Source organism: Streptomyces sp. NPDC020489 (assembly GCF_044386545.1).
Lineage (GTDB): Bacteria > Actinomycetota > Actinomycetes > Streptomycetales > Streptomycetaceae > Streptomyces.
The window spans coordinates 185,032-200,326 of sequence record NZ_JBIRUZ010000002.1 but is presented as its reverse complement, the minus strand read 5'-3'; the positions used below and the strand labels follow the sequence as shown (position 1 = coordinate 200,326).

At 72.5% G+C, this 15,295-nt stretch carries 14 protein-coding genes; 10 read left to right on the top strand and 4 right to left on the bottom strand.

The features are described from left to right. Positions 1-28: 28 nt before the first annotated feature. The 6 genes from ACH41F_RS04995 to ACH41F_RS04970 all read left to right on the top strand — a co-directional run bounded on the left by ACH41F_RS04995 (position 29) and on the right by ACH41F_RS04970 (position 5,584). Positions 29-268: a hypothetical protein gene (locus tag ACH41F_RS04995; protein ID WP_398833036.1), complete on the top strand. Its 240-nt coding sequence runs from the start codon at positions 29-31 to the stop codon at positions 266-268. After that, on the top strand, positions 252-2,516 hold the full coding sequence (locus tag ACH41F_RS04990) for a heavy metal translocating P-type ATPase (RefSeq protein WP_398833034.1): 2,265 nt from the start codon (positions 252-254) through the stop codon (positions 2,514-2,516). The genes ACH41F_RS04995 and ACH41F_RS04990 overlap by 17 nt, the downstream gene beginning before the upstream one ends. After that, positions 2,513-3,034, top strand: coding sequence for a copper chaperone PCu(A)C (locus ACH41F_RS04985; protein ID WP_391237601.1), 522 nt, complete (start codon positions 2,513-2,515; stop codon positions 3,032-3,034). The genes ACH41F_RS04990 and ACH41F_RS04985 overlap by 4 nt, the downstream gene beginning before the upstream one ends. Positions 3,035-3,300: 266 nt before the next feature. Next, complete coding sequence (locus ACH41F_RS04980) at positions 3,301-3,936, top strand: ATP-binding cassette domain-containing protein (RefSeq protein ID WP_391237599.1); 636 nt, start codon at positions 3,301-3,303, stop codon at positions 3,934-3,936. Beyond that, a complete protein-coding gene (locus ACH41F_RS04975; RefSeq protein ID WP_391237596.1) occupies positions 3,933-4,811 on the top strand; it encodes a metal ABC transporter permease in 879 nt (292 codons plus the stop codon). The genes ACH41F_RS04980 and ACH41F_RS04975 overlap by 4 nt, the downstream gene beginning before the upstream one ends. Next, the gene (locus tag ACH41F_RS04970; protein ID WP_398833031.1) at positions 4,760-5,584 is read left to right on the top strand and encodes a metal ABC transporter solute-binding protein, Zn/Mn family; all 825 of its coding nucleotides are present in this window, start codon (positions 4,760-4,762) and stop codon (positions 5,582-5,584) included. The genes ACH41F_RS04975 and ACH41F_RS04970 overlap by 52 nt, the downstream gene beginning before the upstream one ends. Positions 5,585-5,651: 67 nt before the next feature. On the opposite strand, the gene ACH41F_RS04965 is transcribed toward ACH41F_RS04970, so the two are convergent. Then, entirely contained in the window at positions 5,652-7,319 is a 1,668-nt protein-coding gene (locus tag ACH41F_RS04965; RefSeq protein WP_391237591.1) for an AMP-binding protein, read from the bottom strand. After that, complete coding sequence (locus tag ACH41F_RS04960) at positions 7,316-9,055, bottom strand: CoA transferase (RefSeq protein ID WP_398833028.1); 1,740 nt, start codon at positions 9,053-9,055, stop codon at positions 7,316-7,318. Before ACH41F_RS04960 ends, ACH41F_RS04965 begins: the two co-directional genes overlap by 4 nt. Positions 9,056-9,180: 125 nt before the next feature. On the opposite strand from ACH41F_RS04960, the gene ACH41F_RS04955 reads away from it, so the two are divergent. Continuing rightward, complete coding sequence (locus ACH41F_RS04955) at positions 9,181-10,362, top strand: acyl-CoA dehydrogenase family protein (RefSeq protein WP_398833026.1); 1,182 nt, start codon at positions 9,181-9,183, stop codon at positions 10,360-10,362. 111 nt (positions 10,363-10,473) lie between these two features. Here ACH41F_RS04955 and ACH41F_RS04950 read toward each other — a convergent pair whose 3' ends face one another. Together ACH41F_RS04950 and ACH41F_RS04945 are read right to left on the bottom strand one after the other, a co-directional pair. Beyond that, a complete protein-coding gene (locus tag ACH41F_RS04950; protein ID WP_398833024.1) occupies positions 10,474-11,502 on the bottom strand; it encodes a sugar ABC transporter permease in 1,029 nt (342 codons plus the stop codon). Further along, entirely contained in the window at positions 11,499-12,641 is a 1,143-nt protein-coding gene (locus ACH41F_RS04945) for an MFS transporter (RefSeq protein ID WP_398833022.1), read from the bottom strand. The genes ACH41F_RS04950 and ACH41F_RS04945 overlap by 4 nt, the downstream gene beginning before the upstream one ends. A 256-nt stretch (positions 12,642-12,897) precedes the next feature. On the opposite strand from ACH41F_RS04945, the gene ACH41F_RS04940 reads away from it, so the two are divergent. The 3 genes from ACH41F_RS04940 to ACH41F_RS04930 all read left to right on the top strand — a co-directional run bounded on the left by ACH41F_RS04940 (position 12,898) and on the right by ACH41F_RS04930 (position 15,154). Beyond that, positions 12,898-13,617: a hypothetical protein gene (locus ACH41F_RS04940; protein WP_398833020.1), complete on the top strand. Its 720-nt coding sequence runs from the start codon at positions 12,898-12,900 to the stop codon at positions 13,615-13,617. A gap of 193 nt (positions 13,618-13,810) precedes the next feature. After that, positions 13,811-14,431, top strand: a complete 621-nt coding sequence (locus tag ACH41F_RS04935) for a sigma-70 family RNA polymerase sigma factor (protein ID WP_391237576.1) — start codon at positions 13,811-13,813, stop codon at positions 14,429-14,431. 228 nt (positions 14,432-14,659) lie between these two features. Further along, positions 14,660-15,154: an ATP-binding protein gene (locus ACH41F_RS04930; RefSeq protein WP_391237573.1), complete on the top strand. Its 495-nt coding sequence runs from the start codon at positions 14,660-14,662 to the stop codon at positions 15,152-15,154. Positions 15,155-15,295: the final 141 nt, after the last annotated feature.

The window sequence follows — 15,295 nt, the reverse complement described above, 5'->3', positions numbered from 1 at the left end:
GCCGTACGACGCGATCTGGAGACCGGTGATGGACGAGTCCAGGCAATCTCCCACCAGCGCGGGCGTGGTGCTGCGCAAGCTCATGCCCCCGCCCGCGCTGTGCGGCTTTCTCCTGCTGCTGGCACTGGTGTTCGCGGTGTCGTACGCCGTGGGGGCCGCCGCTGGGCCTGTCGCGCCCGGCATGCACGGCACGTCCGACAGCGAGGGCGGCGGCACCGGCGGCGGCGAGGACATGGGGGACATGGACATGCATGGGGGAGGCCACTGATGGGTGCGAGCCGGTGACCGCCCTGGTGACGACCGACCTGACCGTCGGCGGTATGACCTGTGCGGCCTGCGTGACACGCGTCGAGAGGGAACTCGGCAAGCTGGACGGGGTCACGGCGAGTGTCAATCTGGCGACCGGGCGGGCCCGGGTGAGCCATCCGGCGGAGATCAGCGCCGAGGAACTCGTCGCGACGGTCGAGAAGGCCGGATACACGGCTGCCCTGCCCCAGCCGCCGAAGCTGCGGCAGCGGGAGGAGGAGAACCGGGAGCCGGAGCGGGACCGTCTGCTGATCACGGCCCTGCTCGCACTGCCCGTTCTCGTCCTGTCGATGGTGCCCGCGCTGCAGTTCCGCAACTGGCAGTGGCTGTGCTTCGTGCTGGCCGCGCCAGTGGCCGTGTGGGGCGCGTGGTCGTTCCATGCGCGCGCGGTGCGGGGGCTGCGGCACTCGGCGGCGACCATGGACACCCTGGTGTCGCTCGGTGTGATCGCCTCCTTCGCATGGTCCTCCTACGCGCTCTTCCTCGGCGGCGCCGGTGATCCCGACATGCGCATGCCGTTCAGCCTGGTGCCCTCGGCGTCGGAAGGCGTCGCTCACGTTTACCTCGAAGCGGCCGTCGCCGTACCGCTGTTCGTGCTCGCGGGGCGGTTTCTGGAGGCACGGGCCCGGCGCGGGACCGGGGCGGCACTGCGGTCACTGGCCGACCTGGCGACGAAGGAGGTGTCACTCCGAGACAGCGACGGCTCCGAACGGCTCATCCCTGTCGAAGAATTGGGCGTAGGGCAGGTATTCGTCGTACGTCCCGGGGAGCGGGTGGCCACCGACGGGCAGGTGGTGGAGGGCAGTTCGGCCGTGGAGCTGTCCCTGGTCACGGGGGAGAGCGAACCGGTCGAGGTCGGTCCCGGCTCGGACGTCGTCGGGGGAGCCGTCAACGCCGGCGGGTTGCTGCTCGTACGGGCCACCGCCGTCGGGGCGGACACCCAGCTCGCCCGGATCACCCGGCTGGTGACCGAGGCGCAGGCCGGCAAGGCGAAGGCACAGCGGCTGGCCGACTCGGTCGCCGGTGTCTTCGTCCCGGTCGTCCTCGCGCTGGCCGCCACCGTGCTCGGGTTCTGGCTCGGCGCCGGGGCGGACCCGCAGGCCGCCGTCACCGCGTGCGTGGCCGTCCTGGTCGTCGCCTGCCCGTGTGCGCTGGGACTGGCCACGCCGACCGCGCTGATGGCCGCAACCGGACGCGGGGCCCAACTGGGCGTCCTGGTCAGCGGTCCGCAGGCATTGGAAGGGCTCCAGCACCTGGACACGGTCGTACTGGACAAGACCGGCACGCTCACCTCGGGGCACATGAGTGTCGCCCGCGTCACGGCCACACCTCAGGGCCTGGGCGGGAACACGGTGCTGCGGCTGGCGGGGGTGGTCGAGCAGGGCTCGGAGCACCCGCTGGGGCGGGCGATCACCGCGTACGCCCGACGGACGCTGCCCGAGCGGCCGTTGCCGCAGGTGAGTGGGTTCACCGCGGTGCCGGGGCGGGGCGTGCACGGACACGTTGAGGGACGACTGGTGGAAGTACTCGCCCCGGACGACGACGTGCCCGCCGCCTTGGCGGAGGCGATGGTGGCTGCCGAGGCCGCCGCACACACGCCCGTGCTCGTCCGCGTGGACGGCGTGAACGAGGCACTGATCGAGGTGGGGGATGTCGTACGGCCCGGCAGTTACCGGGCTGTGGACCGGCTGCGGCGCCTCGGCGTGCGGCCCGTGCTCGCCACCGGCGACCGTCGGGCCCCTGCCCAGGCCGTCGCCAAGGCCCTGGGCATCGACGACGTACACGCTCGTTGCACCCCCGAGGACAAGGCTGCTCTCGTACGGGACCTGCAGGAGCAGGGGTACCGGGTCGCGGTCATCGGCGACGGTGTGAACGACGCCGCCGCGCTGGCCGGCGCGGACCTGGGCATCGCCATGGGCACCGGTACCGACGTCGCCGTCGAGGCCGCGGACGTGACGCTCGTGCGCGGCGACATCGAGGCCCTGGCGGACGCCGTACGGCTGGCCCGGCGCACGCTGGGCACCATCCGTGCCAACCTCGTGTGGGCCTTCGGCTACAACGTCGTGACCGTGCCGCCGGCCATGGTCGGTCTGCTCAACCCGATGCTCGCCGCGGCGGCGATGTCGGTCAGTTCGCTCCTGGTGGTCGGCAACAGCCTGCGGCTGCGCGCCTGGCAGCCCGCTCCCGCGGTCCGGAGGCCCACCCGATGACCGACCAGAACCTCTGGCGGCCGACGCGCCGCCGGCTCACCGACACCCTGCTCGCCGCGCTCGCGCCCATCGCCGCCTGCGGGCTCGCCCTCGGCGGGCTGAGCGTGTGGACCGCCTATGGCCACGCGGGCAGCCCGGCGCGGATCACGGTCACTGAGGGACGGGTGTTCCTGCCGACGGGCGGCAGCTCGGTGACAGCGGCATTCTTCCGGATCACCAACAGCGGAGGCTCGCAGGACCGGCTGCTGAGAGTGACCTCCGCCGAAGTCGGCGGCGCCGGCACGCTCAGCCGTCACCGTATGGTCACCGCGAACACGGCTTCCAGGCAGACGGTGACCTCGGTGCCTGTCCCGGCCGGCGACAGCCTCGCCATGTCCCCCTCCGGCCTCGACGTGATCGTGCCGGTCGACAGGAAGTGGCAGGCCGGTGATCTCATCGCGTTCACGCTGCACTTCGAACGCAGCGGGCCCATACATGACCTCGCTGTGGTGGTCCGCCCGGGCCAGGACGGCGCGTAGATGCCCCGTGGACGCGACTTCAACGAGTGTTCCATGGGGAGGGGCGTGACGTCAGGCCGCGTGCCACCTCGTCACGTCCGCGCGCAGGCCGATGCGGCACCGCCGCCGTCGACCTTGGCGGCTCGCGCCGTTGCGCTGCCGGCCCCCGGCCGTCGCTCACTGTGCCGGTGCCGACTGGCGCGACAAGACTTCGCGAATTCGCCTCTTCCCCGGGAACTCACGGACCTCCTCCGCCGACTCCTTCCGGGGAACGAGCAGGAGGTGGGATGGACGGTCTGGATGTGCGGATGCGTGACGTCACCTGCCGCCACGGCCGCGTCGAGGCCGTGAGCGGTGTGGATCTCGACATCGGGGCGGGCGAGCGGGTCGCGCTGACGGGCACGAACGGGTCGGGCAAGACCACGCTGATCCGCGCGGCGCTGGGCCTGCACCGCCAGGCCGGCGGGCAGATCCTGGTCGGCGGCCGGGGCACGGGTTCGGCGGCCGAGTGGGCGTGGCGGCGCCGGACGTGTGCCTGGATTCCGCAGAAGCCCGCGGTGGGCCGATTCCCGCTGCTGGCACACGAGTTGCTTGCCAGCAGCGGGGCACAGGCACGAGCCGTGGAGGCGGCGGAGAAGCTGGCCGTCGGGTCGTTGACCCGACGGCCGCTGCACACGCTGTCCGGGGGCCAGTTGCAGCGCATGTATCTGGCCCGTGCGGTCGGATGCGTCGCCGCCGGAGCCGGCGTGCTCCTGGCGGACGAGCCCACGGCCGCCCTCGACTTCGCCGGACAGGAAGAAGCCGCCGACGTTCTGCTGTCCCTGCCGGTCACCGTCGTGGTCGTCACGCACGACCGGGTGCTGGCCGACCGCTGTGACCGGGTGCTGGAGATGGCCGCCGGCCGGCTGAGGGAGGTCCGATGAACAGCCTCGTCGCCGCCGACCTCGGCCCGCTCCTTGAGCTCGTGCCCGTCCAACGGGCCGGTGCCGCACTGCTGCTGGCGGCGATCGGCTTGCCCGTGATCGGCGTCGTCATCGTCGGGCTCGACATCATGCCGGTGCGGTTCGCGATGATGCACGTCGCCCTGCTGGGCATCGCGGTCGGGCTGCTGACCGGCCTGGACCCCATGCTGTGCGCGCTCGTCGCCTGCGCGCTGGCCGGGGCCGGGGTCGCGCCCCTCGCCCGCACGCCCGATGGCCTGTCCGGTGCGATGGGCCTGCTGATGAGTCTGGCGATCGCCGCCGCGCTGCTGCTCCTGTCCGTCTCCGGAGTCAACGCGCAGGGCGCGTTCGCGCTGCTGTGGGGCTCGATCCTGTCCGTGGGCACGGCCGATCTGTGGCTGCTCGGCGTGCTCGCCGTCGTCGTACCGGCCCTGTTCTGGTGGCGCCGCCGAGACCTCGCACTCCTGCTCTACGACCGTGAGCTCGCCCTCTCGGCCGGGGTGCGCGTCGACCTGCTCACGCTCCTGCTGCTCGTCCTGGTCGCGGTGTCCGTGGCCGGGGCCATCAAGCTGACCGGCGCGCTGCTCGTCGACGCGCTGACCCTCCTGCCGGCGCTGGCCGCGCGGCGGCTGGGCACCTCTCTGAAGTCCATCACCGCCTGGGCGGTCGGCATCGGTGTCGTCGTGAACCTCACCGGGTTCCTCGTCGCGCTGAAGCTCGACTGGCCGCCCGGGCCCGTGCTCGTCCTGACGGCCGGCGTTGTGGTCCTGGCCGTCCATCTCATTCCCGAACGGAGAATCAGCTCATGGCGCGCATCCGCGTCCGCATCGCTCGTGTCCCTTCCGTCCTCGCACTGAGCCTGAGCACGGCGCTCGTCATGACCGCCACCGCGTGCGGTTCCGACACGGCCGACAGCGCCGACACGAGCACGAGTGGGAGGAAGAACGGCGATGCTCCTGTCGTCGTCGCCACGACCACCTGGGAGGGCGCCTTCGCCAAGGCCGCCGGCGCGAAGGATGTGACGGTCATCGTCCCGTCGTCCGCGCAGCACGCTCCGGACTATGACCCCAAGCCGTCCGACCTCGCGGCGGTCGCGGGCGCCGACCTCGTGCTCTACGCGCCCTTCGAGCCGTACGCGGCGAAGATCAAGGAGGCCGCCGGGTCGGACGCGAAGCTGGTCGAGGTCAATCTCGACAACGACGCCGACAAGGCGAGCACCGAAGTATCGCGCCTGGGCAAGCTGTTCGGGACCGAGGACACCGCCGCGAAGTGGGACACGTCGTTCAGGAGTGAGTACGCCACACTCCGCAAGGAGCTGAAGGCCGCGTGGCCGGGCGGCAAGGCCCCGGCGGTCGTCGCGCAGGTCTTTTCCGTGTGGTCGGCGAAGATGACGGGCGCTCAGGTGGTCGGCACGTACGGTCCTGAGGCCGTGACCGCCCAGCAGCTGTCCGACCTGGCGAAGCAGAAGCCCGCCTATGTCTTCGACAACGTGCACATGACGACCGGCGAGGTGCTGCCCGACTCGGGGGCGAAGCAGGTGGACATCGTCAACTATCCGGGCAAGGACCTGGACCTGCTGGCGGTCTACAAGAACGCGGCGGACACGATCACCAAGGCGATCACCTCGTGACCAACTGTTCGTCCTGATCCGAGGGAAGGGCCGCCGGGAATCTCCCGGCGGCCCGCTCACGTACGGGTCAGACGGCCTGGGCGAGGAAGTCCGGCTCCTGCGCGGTGCACCGCTCACGCAGCAGCGCCCGGTCCGGCTTGCCCGCCGGGGTCAGCGGCAACTCGGTGACGACAAGCAGCCGTTCGGGGTGCTTGCGCCGCTCCAGGCCACGTGCGTCCAAGTGTGCGCACAGGTCCTCCAGCGTGGGCGCTTCGCCCCGTGGCACGAGGCAGGCCGCGAGCCGCTCGCCCATCAGCGGATCCGGCACCCCGACGCACACCACGTCCCGGACGAGCGGATGCGCCGCGAGCTCGATCTCCACCTCGGCCGGGCTGATGTTGGCGCCGCCCCGGATGACGACGTCCTTCAGGCGCCCGACGATCCGCAGGGTGCCGTCCTCCTGGATGAGGCCGAGATCGCCGGTGCGTACCCATCCGTCGGCGGTGCGGTAGCGGGCGTCGAGGTCGGGCGCGGCGACGTAGCACAGGGGGGTCATGGGGCCGCGGGCGACGATCTCGCCGACCGAGCCCTTCGGTGCCTCCTGCACTTCCAGGGCGTCGGGGACGGCGATACGTATGTCGGCGACCCGCGGATCCGGCCGGCCCGCGAGGATGCCCGGCCCTTCCCCGCGCAAGGATTCGTCGCCCAGCCCGGTGTGGCAGTTGACGCCGTCGGCCGAGCCGTAGAGGTTCACGACCGGGCAGCCGAAGACCCGGCGGGCTTCGTCGGCGGTGTCCTCGTCGAGCGGTGAGCCGCCGACGATGACCGCCGTCGGCGCAGCGAACGCGTGAGGGTGGCCCTCCGCGATCCGGTCCAGCATCATCCGGATCATGGTCGGCACGCCCAGGACGTGGGTGGGTTCGTGCTCGGCGAGCGCGTCCAGTGCCCCCTCGGGGCTGAAGTGGTCCAGCAGAACCAGCGTCCCACCGTGGCGCGCGAGGGTGACGGCGGTGCCGTTGCTGCCGAACGCCGAGGCGAGCGGGACAAGGAAGAGGCAGCGCGGCGGCCGGTCGTCGGGCATGAGGGAGGCGAGGAAGTTGCCGCGGCCACCGGCCAGGGCGTTGTGCGAGTACGCCACCATCTTCGGCTCGGCCTCGGAGCCGGAGGAGACGAGGATGCGGGCGGCGGAGTCCGGGTCGGGACGGACGGGGGTGAAGGACTTCGGGTCCGTGCGAAGAAGCGTCGCGAAGGCGACGGTGCCCTCGGGGGTCGAACCGGGCCCGACGGCGATCACGGTGCGCAGCGCGGGCAGCTCACCGGTCAGCGTGAGCAGGCCGGCGGCGTGGTGGTTGCCGCGGTGCTCCGTGGCCGCGATGACGGCGGCCGCCTCCGCTCTTCGCAGCAGCGAGGCCGCCTCGCGCTCGCCCCGGCCGACCGGGAAGGGCAGCGCGACGGCGCCCAGCGCGGCCAGGGCGAGATCGGCGATGACCGCGTTTCGGCCGTTGGGCAGCTGTACGCCCACCACGTCACCGGCGCGTATGCCGAGCTCGGACAGCCCGGCGGCCAGACATCGCACCTTGCGGTCGAGGGCGGTGTAACAGAGTTTCCCCTTGGCGTCGAGGATGGCGGTGCGGTGCAGGTCGGCGATCTGGCGGGCACGGAACAGGCTGTACAGATCGAGGTCGGGGCAGGTGCCGTCGAGGGCCCAGGAGCGGCGCAGCTCGGCGGGCAGCAGGTCGTGCAGTTCCACGGTCATGCGAAGCTCCAGGGAGTCGGGACGGCGGGCGCGCCGTGGGCGTCGCGGCTGATCGGGGCGGCAGAGAGGAGATCGGCGAGGTCGGTGACGACGGGGACGGCGGCCAGGCCGTGGTCGCGCATCCGCCCGAGTGCCTGGTCCGTGGACTGTCCGCTCAGGTCGTGGGGGATCGCGGAGTGGTCCGGGAGGGCGATCCAGCCGTCGGCGGTGCGCAGCGGGCGGCGGAAACCGGCAGGCCGGCGCGGGTCGAGTCCCTGCGCGGCCCGGGCCCGGGCGGGGGCGGTGAGGACGTCGGCGGCGCCGAGCAGGGACGAGTCCACGCGGACCCCGTGGCCGGTGCGCTCGCGCAGCAGCAGCCCCGCCAGGACCGCCTCGGCTCCGAGCAGTCCGCCGAGGACGTCGAGCAGGGTCATCAGGGACGGTGCGGGGGGTTCGTCGGCGGGCCGGACGGCCTCACCCACTCCGGTGCGGGCCTGGACCATGAAGTCGGTGCCCATGGGGGCGTCGGCCAGTCGGCCCGCCCAGCCGCTGGTGTAGGCGTAGACGAGGGCGCGGTTGGCCGGGGCCAGGTCGTCGTGGTCGAGTCCGAGCTCGGCGGCCTTGCCCGGCGCCCAGTTGTGCAGGAACACATCGGAGTCGGCGGTCATCTCACGCAACCGCTTCCGGTCGGAGGGGGATTTGATGTCCACCTCGACGGCCTTCTTGCCCCGGTTCAGCGCCAGCCACCGCGCCGAGATCCCCGAACAGGCAGGCGGCATACCGCGCAACGGGTCGCCGCCCGGCGGTTCGATCCGGATCACCTCCGCGCCCAGCAGGCCCAGCAGGTGGGTGGCGAGCGGGGCCTGGATACGACGACCGGCTTCCAGGACGGTGAATCCCGCCAGGGGCAGGTCGTCGGGCACTCGTGCAGCGGCGTACGTGGCCTCGTGCGGGGTCAGTTGCCACGGAGGGGCCCCGTCGTACTCGGCCGCCCTGTCGCCGAGTGAGCGCAGCGGGCACACATCTGCCCCCGATGAGGTGGCGGCGTCCCGGATGCGCTGCCAGGGGCTGGCCCGTACCGCCTGGTGCAGCGTCTCGGGGAAGGGCGCGCAGGCGGTGGCGTAGCGGAACTGGAACGGCCGCCAGCCCCGGCGTATCGCTTCCTCGGGGGCGCCGAGGGCACGCCAGAACGCCGCCCACACCCCGGGGTCCAGCGTCTCCAACTCGAAGACCGTGCCGTCGACGGAGGTGAACGGCGGTCCACCCGCGGAGAGTTCAGCGGCCTCACCTTCCTCGGCCCCGGCGGCGGCCAGGTACTGAGAGACCGTCAGCAGACCGGCCCTTTCGGCACTCGCCTCCACCTGCGCGATGCGTCGGCCCCCGCGTAGACCCGCCAGCAGTCCGGCCAGCAGGCCCTGCACGGCGAGGACACCGGTGGCGGTGGCGGCGTAGTCGACGGCGAGGCCGCGCGGGGCGCCGTCGCGTCGGCCGTGCACCGCCATGATGCCGGTGGCCGCCTGCGCGGTGGCCTCGTCGGTGGCCGTTGCGCCCCAGGAGGTGCCGGTGATGACCTCGCCCACGTCACGCCCGGTGACGGTGAACCGCCCTCCCGAGGCGCCGTGAGACTGCGCGCCGAGCAGCCGCAGATGCTCCGCGACCAGCGCGTCCGCCGCACCCGGTGGACCTGAACCCTCGAAGCGGAGCCCGTCGAGCGGTCCGGCCGTCCGCCCGACGGCCGATATGGCTGGAGTCGCCATGCCTCTTCCTTCCTGACGCACGGGAACCCGGGGGCGATCGCCCCCGACCAGTTCCACGGAAGAGGGAGTCGGACGGTCAGCGGCCGGAGTTCCCGTGAGACCTGAGGAACTGAGGAGAAATCCCCATGGAGAACATCACCGGCGCACCTCAATGCCCGCCGGACACCGTTGAGTTGCGGGCTCGCGTCGCAGCCTTCGTGCGCGACCGGGTGCTGCCCCGCGAGGCAGTGCTCGACGCCGGCGGGCCCGATGCCGCGGCCGCCCTGGACCAACTGCAGCAGGAGGCCAGGGCCGAGGGGCTGTGGGCCCTACCGCTTCCCACGGAACTGGGCGGCCAGGGACTCCCCTTGCGCTCGTACGCCCATGTCGCCGAGGCCGAGGGCGCCAGCGACCACGGCCCGGCCGCCCTCGGGTCGGCACCACTGCTCGACGCGCTGATGCTGTCGCGCCATGGCAGCCCCGCCGTCCGAGAGCGGTACGCCGAGCGCCTGGTCGCCGGCGAGATACGGGCGTGCTACGCGATGACCGAGCCGGACACACCGGGTACGGATCCCTTCCTCACGGCCACCCGCGCTGTGCCGGGGGAGGACGGCACCTGGCGGGTGAGCGGACGGAAGTGGTTCACCAGCGGGGCGGCCCATGCCGATCTGGTCACGGTGCTCGCCCGCACCGACGGTGAACCGGCGGACCGGGAAGGGCTGTCGTTGCTCCTGGTGCCGTCGGACTCGCCCGGCTTCCGTGTGGTGCGGGAACTGCCGGTGTTCGGGATGGGCGGCCAGTGGGAGATCGCCCTCACCCAGGTCGTGGTCGACGGCGACCACCTGATCGGCGAGCGCGGCAAGGCCCTGGCCGTCGCGGGCGAACGCCTCCAGCTCGGCCGCACCCTGCGCTGCCTGCGCTGGCTGGGGCAGGCAGCGCGGGCCTTCGACCTGATGCGCGAGCGCGCGGTGACCCGTACCCGCTCCCGCGGCCCGCTCAGCGACCTCCAGCTCGTGCAGCGACACGTCTTCGAGTCGCTGCTCGCCCTGCGAACGACCCGTCCACTCGTGTACGAGGCGGTGGCCCGCCTGGACGCGGGACTCGACGCCCACATCGAGGTGGGCCTGGCCAAGGTGGCCGCCGCCCGCACCCTTCAGCAGGTGGCCGACGCGGCGATCCAGGTGCACGGAGCCGCGGGCCTCGGCCCGGACACCGCGCTGCCCGCCCTGTTCCGCACCGGCAGAGCGGCCCGGATCCTCGACGGCCCCGACGAGCTGCACATCACGTCGGTGGCGCGGCGGGTCCTGCGCCCGACGCACAGTGCCTGAGCAGGCAACCAAGCCTGTCGCGCCCTCGGGTCGGTGAACTGCCCGCGCCCCAGCGGTCGTTGCGGGCGACGGCCGGGTTCCCGCGCGGGCGGCTGTGGCTTGAGGCGGTCCCTATGCCTCGTGAGGGTCGACGAGGCCCGTGAGTGCGGCGAGCGCGTACGCGAGGAAGAAGTCCCCCCAGATCAGCTCGTGCTGGGTCGCTGTCCCGGAGGCGAGGTCGTAACAGCCTTTCAGCAGTCGGCCGTCCGCGGTGACATGGGTGCTGACCAGTTCGTCGAGCAGCGTTAGGGCCCACTCGCGGTGGCCGAGCTTGAGCAGGGCCGTCGCGGTGATGGCGGCGGCAGAGGTGTCGAGAGGGCCTTCGGGATGCGCCGCGTCGGCCGGCGGCACGGCTTGCTCCTGAGGCAAGTGGCTCATGGCCCCCGCGAGATCGTCGGTGCCGAGACGATGCGTCGCATCGGCGACGGCCAGCCGCAACCAGGCGGGACCGCGGCTCCAGCCGGGCGGTGGATCGTCGCAGGGCATCCAGCCGACGGGCGTCTCGTACCGCCAGGACCAGCAGCGGCGGCTCTCCTCCACACAGAGTTCGAGGTGGCGACGCAGATGGGACCGGGCCGCCTGAGGATCCACCGAAGCCAGCAGCGGAACCATGCCGGGCACGCCGTCCACGCGTGCCAGGAGCCGGGGGCCGCCGAACGCCGAGCCCCAGGGAACCAAGCCGAGTTCGCGGTCGTATGCGTTCCGGCAGGCTTGAGCCGCCCGCGTGCGCAGAGCGGCGGCCTGAGGTGTGTCGGCGAGCGCGGTGCCGTACCAGAAGATCAGTCCGCGCGTGGCGGTGTCGGCGTCCACCCAGTGGGTGAGTCGGTCTGTGAACCGTACGGCGTCCTCGCGGTCGCTCCCTGTCCCCGTGTACCGGGCGCGGAGCCACAGCAGTCCCGCCCAGAAGCCGCCCGTCCACGAGCCCCGGCCGGTGCTGGTCCACTGGCCGGTGCCGGGGTCCGCGAACAGCGGGAAGCGGTCGCCGACTTCGGTCCGGGTGACAGCGACCCGGCCCAGGACACGCTCCAGCGCGGCATCGGCCCACGAGGGGGCGGCGGCAGTCCGGTCCTGAGGGCCCGTGGCCGCAGGCACCGTGCTCATGGCTGTACGACCGATCGCCGCTCCCGCACCGCCCAGACCGCCGCCACCGAGCCCGCGCCCATGAACTCGGCGGCGACCAGCACCCACCCCGCCCCGTAGTGCCCGGCTGCGGCCAGCAGCCCGAACAGCGGCGGACCGATCGCGAACCCGGCGAAGAACCCGGCCGAGACCAGGGCCGAGTCCTGTCCGGCCCGGCCGGGTGCGGCACGCTGCATCACCAGCACCATCGAGACCGCGTTCGCGGCGACGGCGAACACGCCCACGGCCACCGCCGCGACCCAGGCCAGCGGAGGCGCGTAGGCCGAGGCCGCGAGCAGCAGTGCCGCCGCCACAGCTCCGGCTGCCAGGCCGCCGGGCAGCCACACCGCGCGCCGAGGCTGCCCTGCGACCTTGGACCAGCCCACTCGCCCGGCGATCCCCGCGACGCCCAACACCGCCACCAGGGCGGCGGCCGCTGTCGGGCCGAGATCGAGCCGCCGCACGCCGTACAGGGCGAGATAGGTGTTCACGGAGGCGATGCCGCAGCCCAGCAGCAGCGAGAAAGAGGCAAGCCAGGCGATGGTGCCCCGGGGGATCCAGGAAGGGGGCGCGTATTTGGGGGGCGGATCGGCGGGCAGCGTACGTGCCGCCCATGCCGCGGCCACCACGGCCGCCGCGGCGGCCGCCCACACGGCGCCCCGCCAACCGACGATCCCGGCCAGTGCGGCCAGTGGCAATCCGGCGGTGAACGCGCCCAACTGCACGCCCGACTGCTTCATCCCGGTCACCGAGCCGCGGCGTTCGGCGGGAACGGCCGCCAGGATCGTCTTGTTCGTCGCGGGGTTGGCCAGCGCCTGCGGCAGCCCGCCGAGCGCGACCGCCGCCAGCAGGAACCACACCCCCGGCGCCGACCCGATCAGCGTCAGGGCCACCGCCGACACCACCAGCAACGCGACCAAGCAGCGGCGCGGCCCGACCCGGTCCACCACGCGCCCGCCAACCGGGGACAGGACGGCGGCCGCCCCGAAGCCGACGGTCGTGGTCAGGCCCAGCATGGTCGGGGACACGTCCAGGTCGTCCACGAGCCGTGGGCCGAGGGCGCCGAGGAGGAACAACTGCATCATCGAGAACGCCATGGCGCACGTCAGCAGCGCGGTCATGGCCGTGAACCCGCGCGCAGGGCGGCTTTCGGCCGCGGTCCGGATCTCACTCTGCTCCGCCGCCACTGGCGCCCTCCTCAACCCCGTTCGCCCCGGCGGCACTTCCGGGGTTCTTGCCAGCAGTCGGCGGTAACAGCCTCTGAGTTCCCGCCTGTTGATATGGCGTGGATCACAACGGCTGGATCGAGTCGGCCACCGGGGTCAGTTCCGTACCCTCCCGTGACGCGTGGGACCCGGACTGCCAGGATGAGGCGCCATGACCGTTGGGTGGTGTTCTCGCGCGATCAGGGCCGCTGTGTTCGCGGCCGTCTGCGTGCTGCTCGCCTCCCTGGGTCACGTCATGATGTCCGGGACCGCGGTGCCCTGGTGGGCCATGGCCGCGGGAGCGGCGGTGACGGGCGGCACGGCCTGGCTGCTGGCCGGCCGGGAGCGCGGGCCGGTCGCGGTCGGCTCCGTCGTGGTCGCCGCCCAGGCCGTCCTCCACGCGTCGTTCTCGCTCGCCCAGGCAGTCGTGCAGCCGAAACCGTCCGGCGGCAGGTCGCTGATTCAGCAGTGGTTGGGCTATGTCCTGTGCGGTTCGCCGTCGGGCGCGGAGCACGGCGTCATGTCGATGTCCATGACGTCCATGGATCACGGGATGAGTGCCATGGGGTCGGCGGGCCACATGGGGGCCTCCCATGCTGTGGACCACGGCATGGGAGGCATGTCCTCGACCGGCATGCTCGCAGCCCACCTGCTGGCCGCGCTGCTGTGCGGCCTGTGGCTGGCCCACGGTGAGCGTGCCGCGTTCCGCATCCTGCGAGTTCTCGCCGGATGGCTCGTCGCTCCGCTGCTCCTGCTCCTGCGGCTGCCCACCCCGCCGCACCGGCCACGCGTCCGCACCCGCCGCGGCGGTTCGCAGCGCAGGCCGCGGCAGTTCCTTCTCACCTACGCGATCACTTCTCGGGGTCCACCCATGGGGACCGCTGTCGCCTGACGACAGCCGGCTTCCCGAGGCCGTGAACGGACACGACGAACCGTCAGTTCACCGCCTCGGGCATCGGCCACGCACACCCGCGTCCGGCCGTTCACCCCATCACCCCTTCACCGGTTCCGCCGTGCCGCGCGTGCTGCCTGTGTGCGCCGGCCCGGACACCGGTCCCTGGGATCCCGAGAAGGAGAGACACCAGGTGCTCACGCCTGCCCTGTCCCTGTCTGCGACGCGCGAAGAATCGGAAGAAGGGCCGAGAGACGACTCGGTCACGGCCTGGGCACTGGCCGCCCGCGGCGGCGACCCCGACGCCGTCGACCTCTTCGTCCGAGCACTGCACCGAGACGTCCGCCGCTACGTGACGTTCCTCGGTGCCGACCCCCAGAGCGCCGACGACCTGACCCAGGACACCTTCCTGCGCGCCCTGGGCAGCCTGCACCGGTTCGAAGGCCGCTCCTCGGCTCGCACCTGGCTGCTGTCCATCGCCCGCCGCGCGGTGATCGACAGCATCCGCTACAACATGTCCCGTCCCCGGTTGTCGGACACGGACGACTGGCAGTCGGCCGCCGAACGCTCCCAACCCCGCGGTCTGCCCGGCTTCGAGGACGGCATCGCCCTCGCCGAACTGCTGGACATGCTGCCCGACGACCGTCGAGAGGCATTCGTCCTCACCCAGATGGTGGGCCTCCCGTACGCGGAGGCGGCCGGTGTCAGCGACTGCCCGGTGGGCACGGTGCGCTCACGGGTGGCCCGCGCCCGCATCTCGCTGATCGGATGGCTCGACGACGCCGAGGGCTGTCCACCGATGGCCGCCGCCTGACCGGCCGCACCTCGCCGCCACCCGACCGTGGTCCGGGTGGCGGCGCGGTGCGCTACGGACCGACCGGACCCGGCGCGTCGTGGCCCTGGCCGGCCTGGGGGCCGCGGCTCCAGGGGGGCAGCGCCCCGATCGGCGCTCCCACGGTGTGTGTGGTGGGCAACCGGGTACGCGAGAGGACAGGACGGCGAAAAGCACCGAAGAGCCGTGAGCGGGACGAAAGGGCGCCACATGGTGATCGCGCTGAGGAAACAGACGGCCGACCAGCACGGTGGGGATGAGGACGCTCCGCTGCGCTACGGCGCGACCTGGGAGGAAGGCGCGGCTCGTGCCGCTGACGCTCGTCAGGCTTTGCGCGCCCTGCTCGGCCACGCCCCTCGGACCGGTCGCGCAGCAGTGCCGGCGGCCCTGGCCGCCGACGCCGAACTCGCCGCCAGTGAGCTGGTCACCAACGCCGTCCGGCATGCTCCGGGCCCCTGCGGGATGACCCTGCAGTTGTCCGGCGACCAATTGACGATCACCGTATGGGACAGCTCCACCGAGAAGCCGGCGGCGAAGAAGGCCGACCCGCGGCGCATTGGCGGTCATGGACTGCACCTGGTGCACACGGTCAGCGACAAGGTCGTCGTCGCGCTGCGGGAAACGGGAAAGCGGATCACCGCCCATCTGTCCCTGAGTCCGGAGCGGAGCACCATCGGTCTTCCCGGAGTCGTGCTTCCGGGCTGAACGTCCGCGTCTTTCGGTCCCATAGCGGCGAACTGGCATCTGGTCAGTGGGTTGACCGGCCGTGCGCCTGCTGTGTGACCTGATGGAGAATCACGCCCAAACGCGCCATAGAGCAGCATCGGGGGCCTGCCCGGCAGCACG

Coding starts and splice junctions, on each gene's coding strand:
- ACH41F_RS04995 (WP_398833036.1), top strand. CDS start 29: ATGGACGAGTCCAGGCAATCTCCCACCAGCGCGGGCGTGGTGCTGCGC.
- ACH41F_RS04990 (WP_398833034.1), top strand. CDS start 252: ATGGGGGAGGCCACTGATGGGTGCGAGCCGGTGACCGCCCTGGTGACG.
- ACH41F_RS04985 (WP_391237601.1), top strand. CDS start 2,513: ATGACCGACCAGAACCTCTGGCGGCCGACGCGCCGCCGGCTCACCGAC.
- ACH41F_RS04980 (WP_391237599.1), top strand. CDS start 3,301: ATGGACGGTCTGGATGTGCGGATGCGTGACGTCACCTGCCGCCACGGC.
- ACH41F_RS04975 (WP_391237596.1), top strand. CDS start 3,933: ATGAACAGCCTCGTCGCCGCCGACCTCGGCCCGCTCCTTGAGCTCGTG.
- ACH41F_RS04970 (WP_398833031.1), top strand. CDS start 4,760: ATGGCGCGCATCCGCGTCCGCATCGCTCGTGTCCCTTCCGTCCTCGCA.
- ACH41F_RS04965 (WP_391237591.1), bottom strand. CDS start 7,319: ATGACCGTGGAACTGCACGACCTGCTGCCCGCCGAGCTGCGCCGCTCC.
- ACH41F_RS04960 (WP_398833028.1), bottom strand. CDS start 9,055: ATGGCGACTCCAGCCATATCGGCCGTCGGGCGGACGGCCGGACCGCTC.
- ACH41F_RS04955 (WP_398833026.1), top strand. CDS start 9,181: ATGGAGAACATCACCGGCGCACCTCAATGCCCGCCGGACACCGTTGAG.
- ACH41F_RS04950 (WP_398833024.1), bottom strand. CDS start 11,502: ATGAGCACGGTGCCTGCGGCCACGGGCCCTCAGGACCGGACTGCCGCC.
- ACH41F_RS04945 (WP_398833022.1), bottom strand. CDS start 12,641: ATGACCGCGCTGCTGACGTGCGCCATGGCGTTCTCGATGATGCAGTTG.
- ACH41F_RS04940 (WP_398833020.1), top strand. CDS start 12,898: ATGACCGTTGGGTGGTGTTCTCGCGCGATCAGGGCCGCTGTGTTCGCG.
- ACH41F_RS04930 (WP_391237573.1), top strand. CDS start 14,660: ATGGTGATCGCGCTGAGGAAACAGACGGCCGACCAGCACGGTGGGGAT.